This window comes from Hymenobacter sublimis (assembly GCF_023101345.1).
Lineage (GTDB): Bacteria > Bacteroidota > Bacteroidia > Cytophagales > Hymenobacteraceae > Hymenobacter > Hymenobacter sublimis.
This window is the reverse complement of record NZ_CP095848.1, coordinates 133,306-148,881: the sequence shown is the minus strand read 5'-3', so window position 1 is coordinate 148,881 and position 15,576 is coordinate 133,306. Positions and strand designations below refer to the sequence as shown.

General features: G+C 52.5%; 16 protein-coding genes and 1 pseudogene. 11 read left to right on the top strand and 6 right to left on the bottom strand.

Features of this window, described 5'->3' with window-relative positions:
- Nucleotides 1-17: 17 nt before the first annotated feature.
- A complete protein-coding gene (locus MWH26_RS00655; RefSeq protein WP_247975636.1) occupies nucleotides 18-677 on the bottom strand; it encodes a hypothetical protein in 660 nt (219 codons plus the stop codon).
- Nucleotides 678-840: 163 nt separating this feature from the next.
- Here MWH26_RS00655 and MWH26_RS00650 point away from each other — a divergent pair, with 163 nt between their 5' ends.
- On the top strand, nucleotides 841-1,770 hold the full coding sequence (locus tag MWH26_RS00650) for a TIGR00271 membrane domain-containing protein (protein ID WP_244694628.1): 930 nt from the start codon (nucleotides 841-843) through the stop codon (nucleotides 1,768-1,770).
- Between the two features lie 73 nt (nucleotides 1,771-1,843).
- Here the strand turns inward: MWH26_RS00650 and MWH26_RS00645 are convergent, their stop codons facing one another.
- A complete protein-coding gene (locus MWH26_RS00645; RefSeq protein ID WP_247975635.1) occupies nucleotides 1,844-2,992 on the bottom strand; it encodes a cysteine desulfurase family protein in 1,149 nt (382 codons plus the stop codon).
- Between the two features lie 188 nt (nucleotides 2,993-3,180).
- Nucleotides 3,181-4,569 (bottom strand): phosphoglucosamine mutase, encoded by a 1,389-nt coding sequence (gene glmM / locus MWH26_RS00640; protein ID WP_247975634.1) that lies wholly within the window; start codon nucleotides 4,567-4,569, stop codon nucleotides 3,181-3,183.
- A 167-nt stretch (nucleotides 4,570-4,736) separates the two neighbouring features.
- Between glmM and mazG the strand changes: the two genes are divergently transcribed.
- From mazG to MWH26_RS00595, 10 genes and pseudogenes are all read left to right on the top strand, one after another.
- Entirely contained in the window at nucleotides 4,737-5,576 is an 840-nt protein-coding gene (mazG, locus tag MWH26_RS00635) for a nucleoside triphosphate pyrophosphohydrolase (protein WP_247977114.1), read from the top strand.
- A gap of 278 nt (nucleotides 5,577-5,854) precedes the next feature.
- Complete coding sequence (locus MWH26_RS00630) at nucleotides 5,855-6,718, top strand: MotA/TolQ/ExbB proton channel family protein (RefSeq protein WP_188558102.1); 864 nt, start codon at nucleotides 5,855-5,857, stop codon at nucleotides 6,716-6,718.
- A 70-nt stretch (nucleotides 6,719-6,788) separates the two neighbouring features.
- Nucleotides 6,789-7,418 (top strand): ExbD/TolR family protein, encoded by a 630-nt coding sequence (locus MWH26_RS00625; RefSeq protein WP_188558005.1) that lies wholly within the window; start codon nucleotides 6,789-6,791, stop codon nucleotides 7,416-7,418.
- Nucleotides 7,419-7,429: 11 nt separating this feature from the next.
- On the top strand, nucleotides 7,430-7,948 hold the full coding sequence (locus MWH26_RS00620; RefSeq protein ID WP_188558004.1) for an ExbD/TolR family protein: 519 nt from the start codon (nucleotides 7,430-7,432) through the stop codon (nucleotides 7,946-7,948).
- The gene (locus tag MWH26_RS00615) at nucleotides 7,945-8,775 is read left to right on the top strand and encodes an energy transducer TonB (RefSeq protein WP_229728709.1); all 831 of its coding nucleotides are present in this window, start codon (nucleotides 7,945-7,947) and stop codon (nucleotides 8,773-8,775) included. Before MWH26_RS00620 ends, MWH26_RS00615 begins: the two co-directional genes overlap by 4 nt.
- 237 nt (nucleotides 8,776-9,012) lie before the next feature.
- Nucleotides 9,013-9,126, top strand: a pseudogene (locus MWH26_RS20295) (hypothetical protein); the annotation flags it as partial.
- Nucleotides 9,127-9,252: 126 nt separating this feature from the next.
- Nucleotides 9,253-9,837 (top strand): energy transducer TonB, encoded by a 585-nt coding sequence (locus MWH26_RS00610; protein ID WP_247975633.1) that lies wholly within the window; start codon nucleotides 9,253-9,255, stop codon nucleotides 9,835-9,837.
- A 190-nt stretch (nucleotides 9,838-10,027) separates the two neighbouring features.
- Nucleotides 10,028-10,282 (top strand): hypothetical protein, encoded by a 255-nt coding sequence (locus tag MWH26_RS00605; RefSeq protein ID WP_244694624.1) that lies wholly within the window; start codon nucleotides 10,028-10,030, stop codon nucleotides 10,280-10,282.
- Nucleotides 10,269-11,228: a PstS family phosphate ABC transporter substrate-binding protein gene (locus tag MWH26_RS00600; RefSeq protein WP_247977113.1), complete on the top strand. Its 960-nt coding sequence runs from the start codon at nucleotides 10,269-10,271 to the stop codon at nucleotides 11,226-11,228. The genes MWH26_RS00605 and MWH26_RS00600 overlap by 14 nt, the downstream gene beginning before the upstream one ends.
- A gap of 46 nt (nucleotides 11,229-11,274) precedes the next feature.
- Nucleotides 11,275-12,897 (top strand): tetratricopeptide repeat protein, encoded by a 1,623-nt coding sequence (locus MWH26_RS00595; protein WP_244694623.1) that lies wholly within the window; start codon nucleotides 11,275-11,277, stop codon nucleotides 12,895-12,897.
- Between the two features lie 83 nt (nucleotides 12,898-12,980).
- Here the strand turns inward: MWH26_RS00595 and MWH26_RS00590 are convergent, their stop codons facing one another.
- From MWH26_RS00590 to MWH26_RS00580, 3 genes are all read right to left on the bottom strand, one after another.
- Nucleotides 12,981-14,075, bottom strand: coding sequence for an RluA family pseudouridine synthase (locus tag MWH26_RS00590; protein WP_247975632.1), 1,095 nt, complete (start codon nucleotides 14,073-14,075; stop codon nucleotides 12,981-12,983).
- Nucleotides 14,076-14,208: 133 nt separating this feature from the next.
- Nucleotides 14,209-14,841 (bottom strand): OmpH/Skp family outer membrane protein, encoded by a 633-nt coding sequence (locus MWH26_RS00585; protein ID WP_244694621.1) that lies wholly within the window; start codon nucleotides 14,839-14,841, stop codon nucleotides 14,209-14,211.
- 45 nt (nucleotides 14,842-14,886) lie between these two features.
- A complete protein-coding gene (locus MWH26_RS00580) occupies nucleotides 14,887-15,570 on the bottom strand; it encodes an OmpH/Skp family outer membrane protein (RefSeq protein WP_247975631.1) in 684 nt (227 codons plus the stop codon).
- Nucleotides 15,571-15,576: the final 6 nt, after the last annotated feature.

Here is a 15,576-nt window from a genome sequence, read left to right as displayed (position 1 = left end):
AGTACAAATGAGCCTGCTTAACGGGCAGGAGGCTGATTTAATGCTTTAACCATACTGGCCGCCCGGGTAAGATAGGCGCGCGTTTGCTCCTGATCTTGGGCCGTAGCAGTTCGACCGCTAAGGTTAGCAGCCTGGCTGGTTAGTTGATTCATTTCGGCCTCCAACTCCGGGTAGCCTTGTTGCTGCATGGCCTGCAGCAATGCCGTAGCCGCTACATACCCCGGCCGTAGGCTGGTGCCGGCTTCGCCCAACCGGGCCGTGGCGCTGGTCAACTCATCGCGCCGGGTGGCAATGGCAGGCTCCCGAAAATCGTCCCGGTCAGCTAAATCAACCAAAGAAGCCGTAAGCAGCCGTAGCCCCTCCCGACCGTACTGCGGCTGGGTAGCGTCACTCTGGGCATAAGACGACAGCACCTCCAGCGTCACGGGAGCTGGTTCCGCCGCCATATCTCCTACGGCATCCGTCCCGGAAGGATGCGGCCCCGTTTCGGCACCCGTACTACTATCTGGTGGCACGGGCACCCCTGCTTCTGCCGGTACGGGAGCCGGAGCGGTGGGAGCTGCCGAATCGGCCCGCAGGAGGAAATAGGCGCCAACGGCCACTACCGCCAGCACCAGCAAGATGAGTAGCCAGGGGCTAGGCGAGGACTTTTTACGCTGAATGTTGATGTCGGCCATAGGGAGGTAAACAGGTTTGGGGTTCCATACGCAGCAAGGCTCCAATATGATACCCACTGCATCTGTCCCCGCACCTGCGGAGCTATTGTTGGGGCCTAATTTTGTGGAACAGTAAGCCAATAGGGCGCCTCTACGTATAGCTAATTTCACTATCGTAGCGTTTATGCATCGGAACCTTGCGCTTACAGTCCCTGCTGCCATTACTGAATCCTTATCGAAACAGCTAGTTGAGATTGAGGATGTTATTAGCTTAAGCGTCCAAATTGGCGCCTCCCGCAAACCCGTTGGTGACATCATCACGGTACAAGTGCTCAATCGTGGCGCCGATGAGGTGTTGCGCCAAGTCCGGGCGGCGGTGGCTAGCCCGGAAGAGCTATCCATATCAACAGCCGAGTTAAGCAGCATCATTGACCCCGTTCATGGGGAACAGGTGCTCAACGACCGGGACGAGGCCATTTGGGAAGAAGTAGAAGCCGGATTACGCCACCAGGGCCGACCAACCCCGAACTATGCCGCTCTTATGGCCCTGGGCGGTGTTATGGCTGCCGTGGGGCTCGTCTCGGACCCGGTACCGCAAGCAATAGCCTTTATTGCTGCCAGCATTATTTCACCTGGCTTTGAACCCATTGCGGCTATTCCAATGGGGGTAGTACTGCGGCGGTGGCACGTGGTGGGTAGAGGCATGAGGTCCGTGCTTATTGGCTATGCTCTGTTCATACTCACGGCGGGGCTTACCATGCTTTGGCTGGTAGGGGCCGGGGAAACCTCCGCATCGGCCCTGATAAATAACCCGGAAGTGCGTAACATCTCTAACCCTTCCCTGAAAGAGTTGCTAGTGTCTGCCTGTGGGGCGGCGGCGGGTATTGTCATCATTGCCGCCTATCGTCGGAGTGTTATTGCTGGCGCCCTAATTGCCCTCATTCTCATGCCTGCCGCGGCTTTGATAGGCTCCGGTATTGCCCTTGGCCAGTCTCATCTGGCCCTCGAAGGCCTCACCCGCTTTGGCATTGACGTAGGCTTTGTCATTGTGCTGGGTTTGCTGATCTTCTATATAAAACAGAAGATAGTTCACCGCCGCGAGTCACTGGAGTAACAAGTCATCAATAGCAAAGGGGCCACTGTGCATCACAGTGGCCCCTTTGCTATTGATGATGGTACCTTGGAAATCAGATTTTCAAGGGCTGCCGCCGATACATTTTGGCGAGTTGCTCTACGGCATAATCTACTTCTTCGGTGGTGTTGTACTTGCTCATCGAGAAGCGGATGGTGCCCCGGTCCGGATCGACGTTAAGGGCGCTGAGTACGTGGGAGCCGGCGTTGGCACCACTGGTACAGGCGGAGCCTCCCGACACGGACACCTTGTTGATATCGAGGTTGAACAGCAACATCTCATTCAGCTCCGACGGCGGCAAGCTCACGCTCAGCACGGTGTACAAGCTCTGGTCAGCCTCAGCAGAAGTGCCGTTAAATTCTACCCCTTCAATTTCTGCCCGCAGCTTGTTGATAAACCGGTCTTTCAGCCCCTGAATATGGCGCTGATGCGCGGCCATGTCGCGGTAAGCAATTTCCAGCGCTTTGGCTAGGCCAATAATACCGTACACATTTTCGGTGCCCGCCCGCTGGTTGCGTTCCTGGGAGCCGCCATGGATTAGGGCATCTACTAGCAGGCCCGACCGGCGGTACAGGAAGCCAATGCCCTTCGGACCGTGAAACTTATGCGCTGACCCGACCAGGAAATTCGCTTTAAGTTGCTGTACGTTGTGGGGGTAGTGGCCCATCGTCTGTACCGTATCCGTATGGAACACGGCATTGTGCTGGGCGCACAGCTCCCCAATAGCCACAATGTCATTGAGGTTGCCAATTTCATTATTGGCGTGCATCAAACTCACAAAAGTGCGCGGCTGGGTAGCCAGCAGTTCTTCCAGGTGCGCCAAATCAAAGCGTCCTTGCGTGTCGTGGCGCACATAGCTCAGTTGAATGTCGCCGGCCTTCTGTAGCGCCTGCAGGGTATGCAATACCGCATGATGCTCCAGCGGGGAAGTAATGGCATGCTTGAGGCCCAGCGTCCGCACGCTGCCAAAAGCGGCGTAGTTGTCGGCCTCCGTACCACAGGAAGTAAACACGATTTCGGCCGGGGCAGCATTGATCAGGTGGGCAATTGTCTTGCGGGCATTTTCGATGGCAGCCCGAACCTGTCGGCCGTGCCCGTGTATGCTGCTCGGGTTGCCAAAATGGTCCCGCATGAAGGGCAGCATAGCATCCAGCACTTCGGGGTCTAGCGGCGTGGTGGCGGCATTATCGAAATACACGTTCATGGGTAAGACAGGCGTAATCGTGAGTACGGAGAAAGGAAAGGCTCTGCAAAAATACAAGATTCCGTTGGGGTAGCCGGAATTCTGTACGTTGCCTACCTTGTCCTGACTTTTACTACTAACTGAAACAGCCTGCTTCAAACCGCAATTTGGCTTGGAGCAGGCTGCTGAGTTGGTCTGGCAAGCAGTCCTTATTTGCTGATGATTTCTTTGATGTCGCCGATGATTTTGTTAGCTAAATGATCAGCGGTAGCATTCGAATCCGACTCGGCGTAAATGCGGATAATCGGTTCAGTGTTCGATTTGCGCAGGTGTACCCACTCTTTGTCAAACTCAATCTTGACCCCGTCAATTGTGTTGATGGGCTGCTTGGCGTAGCGCTCTTCCATGCGCACCAATACCTCGTCGGTGTTGATTTCCGGCGTTAGCTCAATCTTGTTCTTTGAAATAAAGTAGTTCGGATAGGAAGCTCGCAGGCGGGTCATCGTCATGCCCGTTTTGGCCAAGTGGCTTAGGAAAAGCGCAATGCCTACTAAGGAGTCGCGGCCGTAATGCAGTTCCGGGTAAATGATGCCGCCGTTGCCTTCGCCCCCAATAATGGCGCCGGTTTCCTTCATCTTGTTCACTACATTGACTTCGCCTACGGCAGCGGCCGCGTAGCTACCCCCTTGTTTTTCAGTGACGTCCCGCAGAGCACGGGTACTGCTGAGGTTACTCACAGTGTTGCCTCCCCCGCTTTGCTGCAGCACGTAGTCGGCAACAGCTACTAGAGTGTACTCCTCCCCAAACATCGTTCCGTCTTCGTTGACTAGGGCCAGACGGTCGACGTCCGGATCCACGACAATGCCGAGGTCAAACGAACCTTTTTCGAGTACCCGGGCAATGTCGCGCAAGTTCTCGGGTAGCGGCTCCGGATTATGGGCAAAGTCGCCGGTGGGTTCACAGAACAGCTTTTCAATTACCTCTACCCCCAGCTGTTGGAGCAACATAGGCACCGCAAACCCACCCGTGGAGTTAACGGCGTCTACGACCACCCGGAAGTTCTTAGCTTTAATGGCTTGCTTGTCTACCAGTGGCAGGGCCAGAATAGCGTTAATGTGTTCCTGCAGAAAAGTATCGTCGGTGGTATACTTGCCCAGCTTAGTAACGGGGGCGAAATCAAACGCTTCAGCGTCGCCGAGGGCCAAAACCTGTTTGCCGTCCTCATCAGAAATAAACTCGCCGGCTGCGTTAAGTAGCTTCAGCGCGTTCCACTGCTTGGGGTTATGCGAAGCCGTCAGAATAATACCGCCCCCCGCATTTTTCGCGGGTACAGCCATTTCTACAGTTGGCGTAGTACTTAGCCCCAAGTCAATTACGTTGATGCCAAGTCCTTGGAGGGTAGCCGATACCAACCGGCTCACCATATCCCCCGATAAGCGGGCGTCGCGACCAATAACGATGGTGTTATTCTGCGTTTTTTCTAATACCCACGTGCCAAAGGCAGCGGCGTATTTAACCACATCGATAGGAGTCAGACCGTTTCCGGCTGCCCCTCCAATGGTTCCTCGTATGCCCGAAATCGATTTAATCAGTGCCACTGTGCTGTCCGTATGTTGAAATACTCTGTAATCAGAAGGAAGAAAGGGCAAAAGTAGGCAACCGCCCCTGCTTTCCCTACGTGGAAATTAGTCTGGCGGGTAATCAGAAGCTAGCAGCCATCCGTGTACCCACAATTGATGACTCGTCTCATTGTATATTTGACCTAATGGAAGATACTATTGCCGCCCGCCGCCCAGCCCAGCTAGAGGCTTTTGGTCGCCTGCTCGATGTACTAGACCGCCTCAGAGCTGAGTGCCCATGGGATAAAAAGCAAACCCTGGAAAGCTTGCGCCACCTCACCATTGAAGAAACTTACGAACTCAGCGACGCCATCATCCGGGGTGACTTAGCTGACTTAAAGAAGGAACTAGGTGACGTACTGCTGCACCTAACTTTCTACGCTAAAATCGCCAGCGAACAAGGCGCTTTTGATATTGCTGACGTGCTGAATGCCCAGTGTGAAAAGCTTATTTTCCGCCATCCTCACATCTACGGCACCGCCAAAGCAGACAGTGAGGAGGAGGTTAAGCGTAACTGGGAACAGTTGAAACTGCAAGAAAAAGGGAACTCCTCGGTGCTAGGTGGCGTACCTACCTCATTACCAGCCTTGGTAAAAGCCATGCGCATCCAGGAAAAAGCCAGAGGCGCTGGTTTCGACTGGGAACGTCCCGAGCAAGTATGGGAAAAGGTACAGGAAGAACTACAGGAATTCCAAGCAGAATTTGCTACCCCCGAACCTACTCAAGCCAGCCAAGAGCGAGCCGCCGCTGAATTTGGCGACTTATTATTCTCCCTCATCAATTTCGCCCGCCACGCCGGGATCAACCCCGAAGAGGCGCTCGAACGCACTAACCGCAAGTTCATTACCCGCTTTCAGTACCTAGAAACTGCTGCGGCTCAAGACGGTCATCAGCTCCGCGACCTTACGCTCGCTCAGATGGATAGCTATTGGGAAGAAGCCAAAAACCGACCCGACGCTACGTCTAAAACCCCACGCTCGGAATAGCCTTTTTTGGAGGCACGCATTGTTTTAAAGCGTTTAAACCCATTTTTCATTTGGCGACACACAGGTTTTTAATTAGGTTTGCCAAGGCTAGATCTATTTTCGAACCACGCCCCGCACACGAGCAGACCCACGCTATCCAGACTTTTCAAAGTTATGCGTGCGGGTGAGCGGGGTTTCCCCGTCTATAGGCTAGTCACTTATTTCCACTTTTTTACTCGTACTTCAACCTTTCACCAACAACCCCCTAATTCTCCGGAACAATGGAACAAAAGAATGCCATGAACAAGCCCGCGGCTCGGCCCGCCGCTGCTGCAGCGCCGAAAGGCGAAGCTAAGGGCGGTGGTTCGTCCCTGTTTGCCATTCTCGCCATCGTATTGGCGTTTATTGTAAGCGTGATCATCTACAAATTCGTCCTAGGTGATGCCAGCCACTTCCAAGGTGGTAACAACGAGAATAACCCCATTGGTGGTGACTACTTCGGTGTAGTGTACAAAGGTGGTCCTATCGTACCGCTACTGATGACGATGTTCCTGTGCGTAATCATCTTCTCGATTGAGCGGGCACTTACTATCAGCCGCGCCAAAGGCAGCAAGAGCATCGAATCATTCGTGCGCACTATCCGCCAGAAGCTGAACGTAAACGACATCACCGGTGCTATTGCCGCCTGCGACCAGCAGAAAGGTTCGGTAGCTAACGTGGTAAAGGCTGGCCTGGGCAAATACCAGGAAATGGCCCGCGAGCGTAACCTGGAGAAAGACCAGAAGATCTTGGCTATCCAGAAAGAAATCGAGGAGTCGACGGCTCTGGAACTGCCCATGCTGGAGAAAAACCTAGTTATTCTGTCCACGCTGGCTTCTATCGCCACGCTGGTAGGTCTGCTGGGTACGGTATTCGGTATGATCAAAGCCTTCTCGGCACTGGCCCAAGGTGGTGCTCCTGACGCAGTAGGTCTGGCTAACGGTATCTCGGAAGCTTTGATCAACACGGCTCTGGGTATCGGTACCTCGGCAATTGCCATTGTGGCCTACAACTTCTTCACCAGCAAAATTGACGAGCTGACCTACAGCATCGACGAGGCTGGCTTCAGCATCATTCAGACCTTTGCTGCTCAGCACGGCGAAACCGAACACCACACTGCTTAATTTTAGCGCGGCAACGCACTAAAGCATAGGTCCCTTCGTTTCTGAATTACGCTAACTAACAACACCAGCAATGCCCAAAGTAAAGCCCCATAGAACGTCACCGTCGCTGGATATGACCCCGATGGTGGACTTGGCCTTCCTGCTGGTGACTTTCTTCATGCTCACCACCAAGTTCGCCCCGGAAGAGGCAGTGGTGGTAGATACGCCCTCATCCACCTCGGAAATTCGCTTGCCAGAGTCGCACGTAATCACGATTGCGGTCGACAAAGACAAGCGCGTATTCTTCGGAGTAGATGATGACGCTATCAAGTCGGATTTGCTGACGCAGGTAGGAGCTAAGTACGGAGTAAGCTTTACTCCGTCTCAGATTCAGGCCTTTAAAGGCGTCGCTTCAAGCTTCGGCACCCCCATCGAAAAACTGCCTGCGCTGCTTAGCCTAGACAGTGAACAGCGGAAGTTGGTGAAGCAGGAGGGTATTCCTGCTGACTCTGTCAACAACCAGTTCATCGAGTGGGTACAAACTGCCCAAGCCTTGAGCCGCAAGTCAGCTTATGGTAAGCCTTCCTACGTGGCTATCAAAGGCGACGGCAATGCCGATGTACCGACGGTGAAAAGAGTCATCAAGCTGATGCAGGATAAGAACATTAACCGGTTCAACCTGATTACCGACCTGGAAACTAAACCAGTGGCTGGTAACTAACCCGCACAGACATGGCAGAAATACAACAACAAGCCGATTCCGGTAAAGGAGGTAAGAAACGGGCCAAGAAAATGTCGACCAAAATCGACATGACCCCGATGGTGGACTTGGCCTTCCTGTTGCTTACCTTCTTCATGCTCACAACCACCTTTAGCAAGCCCACCGTAATGGAGGTTGCTATGCCGGTGAAACCCAAACCAGGTGAAGAGCAGCCGCCTATTAAGGCGTCGAATGCTCTGACTCTGCTATTAGGCGAGAACAATAAACTGTACTATTACGATGGTTTGTTGGATGGTACTACTAAGCCAGAGTTGAAGCTTTCTAACTATGGTGCTGATGGTATTCGTAAGGTGTTGCTTCAGCACAAAAGCAACCCACAGCTCGTAGTGCTGATCAAGCCAGACGATAAATCGGCTTACAAGAATATGGTTGATATTCTTGACGAGATGAACATCACGGAAACCAAGAAGTATGCCTTGGTAGACATCTCTAAGCCTGATCAGGAACTGATTAAAACTTCTGGATTATGATGGACAACTCGCAGTTGGCCAAAGCCTCTCTCGATGACATCGTCTTCGAGGGGCGCAATAAGGCCTATGGAGCCTACGTAATCCGGCGGGTGTATGGAAAGCACGTAACCCGAGCAGTTCTCATTGCCGTTGCCCTTTTCGCTCTCATGATTGCCTTCCCTTTGGTGGCGCGCATGATGAAGAAAGATGAGGTAGTGGAAGACGAGAAGATGCTGAAGGTGAACGTACTGGAGGCACCGCCGCTGGATGCGACTAAGCCCCCACCACCACCGCCGCCGCCACCAGACGCGCCGCCACCACCACCACCAAAGCTCTCCACGATTAAATTCGTACCCCCCGTTGTTAAGAAAGACGAGGAAGTACAGAAACAGGAAGAAATTCCAGATCAGGAGGAGCTCAAGGATAAGGTAGTAGCTAACGAAACCGTGAAAGGCAACACCGATAATCCAGCTGACTTGGCTGGTTTAGAACCCGGTGAAGGCACGAAAGCGGTGGAGGAGGTAGTGGAAACCAAGCCTTATACTTACGTAGAACAGATGCCGGTTTTCCCTGGCGGACAAGAAGCGTTGCTGCAATACATTGCCAAGAACATCAAGTATCCGGCAATGGCATTGCGCAATCAGGTTGAAGGTCGCGTTTTCATTAAGTTCGTAGTAGGCCCTGACGGAGCTGTTACGAATGCCGAAGTGCAAAAAGGTATTGGTGCTGGTTGCGACGAAGAGTCGCTCCGAGTTATCAAAAACTTGCCGCGCTTTACTCCTGGTAAGCAGAATGGCCGGGCAGTGTCCGTGTACTACACGGTTCCTGTAACCTTCGCCATCAAATAAACTGATCTGTTACTGGCCTAGCTAGAACATAAAACCCGAATCAGACTCCGGTCAGATTCGGGTTTTTTATTTGCATTCGTATCCATATAAAAATATATAGTCGGCACGCATAATAACACGCTGTTTAGCAACGTTGAATACAGTGAAAGCCAGGAGGTAGCGTTAGATATAGTGGTAAGTATTGGCTTGAATAGTTTAGGTATGTATTAGCCCATTGTTCACTTAATTATATATCCCATGACCACAGCCGCGCACACCTCCCTCCCATCCCTTGATGACATAGTCTTTGAAGGGCGCAACAAGGCCTATGGCGCTTATGTCTTGCGAAAAGCCTACGGTCGGCACGTAACTACCGCTATTGTTATTGCTACTGCTTTAGCTGCTTTGCTCATTGCCATACCATTGCTAGTTCAGCGGCTGTGGCCTGCCATCACGGAGGTTCCAGAGACTATCCCTAATGAAAGAGTCAATATTGTTTTGCCTCCTCCCGTCTTCCAACAGAAACCCATCACTACCCCTCCGGCGGGGGCAGCCATTACCGTGCGTCCGCCAACTCCCGCTACGGCTACCCGGGTAGTTCGCGACGATTTAGTGAAGACACCGCCTGTTGATACAGATGTAAAGCCGCTGGATGGTCCGGCTATTACTGGACCCGTTGCAACAGCAGGTGATGACATATCAACCGTACCCGGCGGGGTTATTGGTGGTAGCGACACAGTTACGCAACCAGCGGCTCCGGCCATAACGGAGCCATTCGTACACGTGGAGAACATGCCGGAGTTTATGGGTGGCGATGCGGCACTAGCCAAGTACTTTCAACGCAACCTTCGTTACCCTCCGCAGGCTCTGCGAGCCGGCATAGAAGGTAAGGTGTATATGTCGTTCACAGTTAACTCCGATGGTAGCATCACGGATGTGTCGGTGTTGAAAGGGTTGGGTTACGGCACAGATGAGGAAGCCTCCCGCGTAATTCGGCAAATGCCGGCCTGGAAACCTGGTTACCAAAACCACCGAGCGGTTCCAGTCCGTTACAACCTCCCCATTACATTTAAATACGAATAAGTAGGTTCTTGCTATATATTCGCATCTAGATTAAAATTTAGACGCCCAAAGTCGCTCGGTTGCGTACAAACCGAACGCCTTTGGGCGTTTTTGCCACCAATTTTGCAACCAACTACAGCGCCATTCACTTCAAAACGAACAAATAAGACTTTGTTTAGCGTTTGGCTACTACACACCGATTTAGTTTCTCATGCTTGACTTACCCACCACTGAAGAAAGAATAGGTAGTCATAAACAGCAATCCTGGGTCCGCTACTTCACCTTGCTGATGTCGATGGTGTACGCAGGGTTGGGGCTGTATTTATGGTTTGCTCCCGCGGGCACACTTACCTTAGGAGATACCCCACGCCGTCTGCTGGCGGCTGTCTTTGTATTTTACGGAATTATTAGATTTGTCCGCACCTACCAGCAACACTTCAAAAAGAATAAGAATGACGCGCGCTAACTTTTGGGTTTTAGGAGTGGCCTTGTGCACCAGTATCGGAATGGCTAGCTGCGGCAACGACGCAACTAGTACCCAAGCTACTGACACACCCACGAGCGGATCTATTCGGATTGGGGTTGACGAGACGTTTGAGCCTATTCTAAAGTCTCAAGTGGACACTTTTCAAAAGCTCTATACCAGCGCCCACATCAATGCAGCTTACCAGCCGGAACTGGACGTAATGCGGGCATTTATGGCCGACAGCATTCGGTTGGCGGTGGTATCTAGAGAACTCACGGCGGAGGAAAAGGCTACCTTACAGCGTCTTAAGTTGGAGCCTTTTTCAGTTCGTATTGGTGTAGACGGGGTAGCCATCATCATGCACCCGAGCAACCGCGACAGTTTGTTAACTACGGCTCAGTTGAAAGGTATTTTTACCGGGCAACTAGCTCAGTGGAATCAGATCAGCCCAGGCAACAAACTAGGTGCCATTACGGCCGTATTTGATAACAACAACTCCAGCACTGCTCGTTACGTGCAGGATTCCGTTAATAACGGCGCACCGCTGGCGAAAGGTGTTTTTGCCTCGAAATCGAACCCAGCACTCATCGATTACGTTGCAACTCATCCGAATGCAATTGGGGTAATTGGTATTAACTGGATCAGTGACCGGGACGACCCCAATGTTCCGAAGTTCTTAAAACGGATACGGGTTGCTGGTATAAGCCCCAAAGCCACGGGTTCTACTTCAGCAGACTACGTACAGCCTTATCAAGCATACTTAGCCCAGAAGCTGTACCCGCTGCGCCGTAATCTGTACGTTATTAGCCGCGAAGCGCGCACCGGACTTGGCACCGGTTTTGCAACCTTTGCAGCAGGTAACAAAGGACAACTTATCATGCTAAAGTCGGGATTGATGCCTGCCAAGGGACAAATCCGGATGATGGATGTTAAGCCCTCTCTGTAGCCCTACTTGTCTCCTTTCCACCGCATTTTCACTAAACCTTTTGCTCATGAATCTCAAGCCCTGGAAGCTTACGCTCCTCGCTGCTTTGTCTGTTTCGGGTTCTGCTGCCCTTGCCCAATCTTCGGGCGCCCAAAAAGCCATTGAGCTGGAGCGTTACAGCGAAGCCCGCGCCGCTTTGCTGCGGCAAGGCCAATCGAATGAGACGTCGTTCGAACTTGGCCGTTTGTATCAACTGCGCGATATGCCCGATTCAGCGGCATACTATTTCAACCGCATTGCTCTGAACCCGAAGGATGCCATGACCCAGATAGCTGCCGGCCGTGCCGCGTTAGCTCAAGGAAAAACGGCCGAAGCTGAGATTCAGTTTGACAATGCCGTGAAATCCTCGAAGGGCAAAGACCCGAAGGTATACACGATGATTGCTCAGGCTTACGCCGAATCCAACGTAAAAGACGTTACCAAGGCCCTTACCTACGTTAGTGCTGGCGAAAAGCTCGGCAAAGGTAAGGACGACCCAGCGCTGATGATTGCCCGCGGCGACTTGTACCTGAAAACGGAGCAGGGCGGTGGCGAGGCCATGAACAGCTACGAGCGTGCTACCTTGGCCGACCCGAACAATGTGAAGGCTTACGTGCGTAAAGGTCAGCTGAACATGCGGGCCCGTACTTACAACGAAGCCAAAACGAACTTCGACAAAGCTATCAGCCTCGACCCGAACTACGCACCGGCTTACAATGCCTTAGCCGAGACGTACTATTTCGCTGGCCGTTACGATGATGCTCTGGCCCAGTTCCAGAAGTATTCTTCGCTGGCGGAGAAGTCGTCGGATACGGATGCGAAATATGCTTCGTTCCTGTACCTGACCAAGAAGTATCCTGAGGCACTGGTGGAGGTAGATAAGGTTCTGGCTAAAGACCCGAACAACCTCACCATGAACCGTCTGCGGGCTTACTCTCTGTACGAAACCGGCAAGAACGATGAGGCTTTGGCTGCTATGCAGAAATACATGCAGCTTGCTAGCGCTGGCAACAAAGTGATTACCGAGGACAACGTGTACTACGGTAAGATGCTGATTAAAGGTGGCAAGACCACGGAAGGCGCAGCCATCATTAAGAAGGCTATTGATGCTGATCCGAAGAAAGCCGCTGATCTGCAGAATGAGCTGGCTCAGGCTTATATGGCGGCGAAAGACTACCCCAATGCCATTTCTACGCTCAAGGCGCGGATGGCAGCTACCAAGGGTGGTGAACTAACCGACAAAGTATACCTGGGCCGGGCTTACGAGCTGAACAGCCAATATGCGCAAGCTGACAGTCTGTACGGCCTAGTAGTAGCTGAGCGTCCGAACTATGTTCCGGGCTACCAGATGCGTGCCCGCGCCAACGCGAACATCGACAAAGACTCGAAGCAGGGCCTTGCCAAGCCTTATTACGAGAAATACATCGAGGTAGCCGGTGCTTCGGCTGACGCCGCCAAGTACAAGAGCGGTCTGCTAGAAGCCAACAAATACCTGGGGTATTACTACTACCAGAAAGGCGACAAGACCACCGCTTTGCCCTACTGGCAGCAGGCCCTGGCTTTGGACCCCAACGACCAGCAGGCTAAAACGGCAATAGCCGAAATTACCAAGCCCAAAACGGCGGCTAAGCCCGCCGTGAAGCGCAAGTAGTAAGCGTTTGAGGAAAAAAGAAAAGGCTCCTTACCGATGGTAGGGAGCCTTTTCTTTTTCGAGGTATTGGCTATGCGCTTGACTTAGCTTTTTGTAGTGGCATATTCTTCCCATTTTGCTAATAGCTCGTGAAAATCGGCGGGAAGCTCGGCTTCAAAATGCAAGTGCTCGTGGGTGACTGGATGCTCAAAACCTAATGATTTAGCATGCAACGCCTGCCGGGGCATGAGGGCCAGCATCTTTTCAGCAAAGGCCTTGTAGGAGCCCGTGCGCTGCCCATACACTATCTTATCTCCGCCATAGGTAGCATCACCAAACAGTGGATGTCCGATGTGCTTCATGTGAGCCCGAATCTGATGCGTACGACCAGTTTCTAGGTTGCACTGGAGCAGAGCTACTTTACTGTCGAAGGACTGCAGCACCTTATAATGCGTCACGGCGTGCTTGCCATGCTCGCCTTCCGGGAATACTGCTTGCACCTTTCGGTCTTTTAAGCTGCGCCCAATATGCCCTCGAATGGTGCCTTCTGCCTCCTTGGGTACACCCCACACTAGCGCCAGATACGTGCGCTCAATGGTGTGATGAAAAAATTGGTTGGAAAGGTGAGTCATAGCCCACTCGGTTTTACCTACCACTAGTAAGCCCGAAGTATCCTTATCAATCCGGTGTACTAGGCCCGGGCGAATTTCTCCGTTGCGGCCCGTTGGCAGGTTCTGCAGATGATAGGCTAGCCCATTCACTAGGGTGCCATTCCAGTTGCCATACGCCGGATGCACGACTAACCCAGCCGGCTTATTTACAAGTAGCAACTCGGCGTCCTCGTAGCGAATGTCCAAGTCCATAGGTTCGGGCAGAACCTTGAACTCCCGTGGTGGCTCGGGCAGCGTAATAGTTATAACATCGAGTGGCTTAACGCGGTAGTTAGATTTAACGGGCCGGTCATTCACCTGTACCGCCTCCGCCCGGATGGCATTCTGAATGCGGGTTCGGGAGGTACTAGGCAGGCGGTTAAGCAGAAACTTATCTAGCCGGAGCAGTTCCTGCCGCCGGTCGGCCCGGATGCGGTGATGCTCGTATAGTTCATCCCCTCCTTCGTCATCCTCCTCAGCCAGTTCCCCTGCGTCCACAGGTGGGTTGCCGAGGCTGCTCTCAATAAATTCTTCTTCCGGCTCCTGCATTATAAAAGCAATGAATTTAAAGGCTATTGCTTACTGCTCTAGACTTAGGGTAGGCATCCATATAACAACACCGCCGAAGCAGGAGCTCCGGCGGTGTTGTTGGTAAGCGCATGAAGTTTGAGCTTATTACACCTTACTTCTTTGTCTTGGTTTTCGTCTTGGTAGCCGTAGGGGCAGCAGCTTGCGTAGAGGCTGCTGCCGGCGTAGCTACTTTAGGAGCGGCCGCAGCAGCGCCCGGGGTGATGCCCATTTTCTTCAGAATCAGGTCTGATACGTCACCATCCTTCGGGCCGTGCAACAGCAAAGGGCTGTCACCATCAGAGTTCAGAATGTAGGTATAGCCGTTCTCATCGGCCACGGCATCAATATTTTTCTGCAGTTTGTCCAGAGCGGGCTTTAACAGCGTCTGCTGCTTTTGCTGCAGCGATACTTCTGCATTCTGCTGGAACTCCTGAATCGACTGCTGCAGGTTCTGGAGTTCTTTTTCTTTATCAGCCTTAACTACGTCCGTCATAGTAGCGCCACCTTTCTGGTAGGCTTCTACCTTAGTGCGGAACTCCGTGCTTTTTGCATCCAGCTGGCTTTTGAGCTGCGTGCTGTAGTCCTTCAACTGGGATTCAATCTGCTTGCTCTCAGGCATCTGGCTCAGTACGTACTGAACGCTAGTATACCCGATCTTCAGCGGTGCGGCCGTCTGTGCCATCGAAGCCGTAGCCGTAGTGAAGGTAAGGGCGGCAGCAGCCAGTGCAACGCGGAATTTGTTCATGGTGGTCATCAAAAAGAGAAGTGTCAGAGAGTTAGATGCGCAAAGTTAATTTTTTCGGGTTGCCGGCCGCGTGGTAGTACGAGTCGGCTGTTTAGGCCGGGTAGCAGCAGGTTCGTCTTCTACCACCGCATCACCCGCCGGAGCCTGCGGAGTAGTCACCGACCGTACGGCGCCTTTCTGGCCGGGCTGGTTGCGCTCCTCCGAGGCCAGGCCCAGTTCTTCCATTACAAACTCCGTGTAATCGTGCACCGGGTTAGTGTAGAGCATAGTCAGGTCACCAGATTTATCGAAAACAATAGCGAGTTGTTTCTTCTTCGCTACCTTCTCAATGGCCTCAAATACCTGATCCTGTACCGGCTTGGTAAGCTCTTGCCGCTTCTTAAAAAGCTGCCCTTCAAAACCGAATATTTTGTTGGAGTAAGCCTTAATATCCTGCTCCTTCTTCAAAATCTCGTCCTGACGCTTCTTCTTCATCGGCTCAGTTAGAACGACTTCTTCGGCCTGATAATTCCGATAAAGCTTATCCAAGTCCTTTTTTTGCGTCTCGATATCCTTCTGCCAATTGCCGGAAAGGGTATTGAGTTCCTGCTGAGCCTGCGCATACGCCGGCATCTTACCCATGATAAACTCGGAATCGACGTAGCCGAATTTCTGGGCTAGTACTGTTTGGGGCAAGCCCCCCACTAACAGGAGTGCGACGGCCGCTACCCACGAAAACATCTTGTTCATATGGTA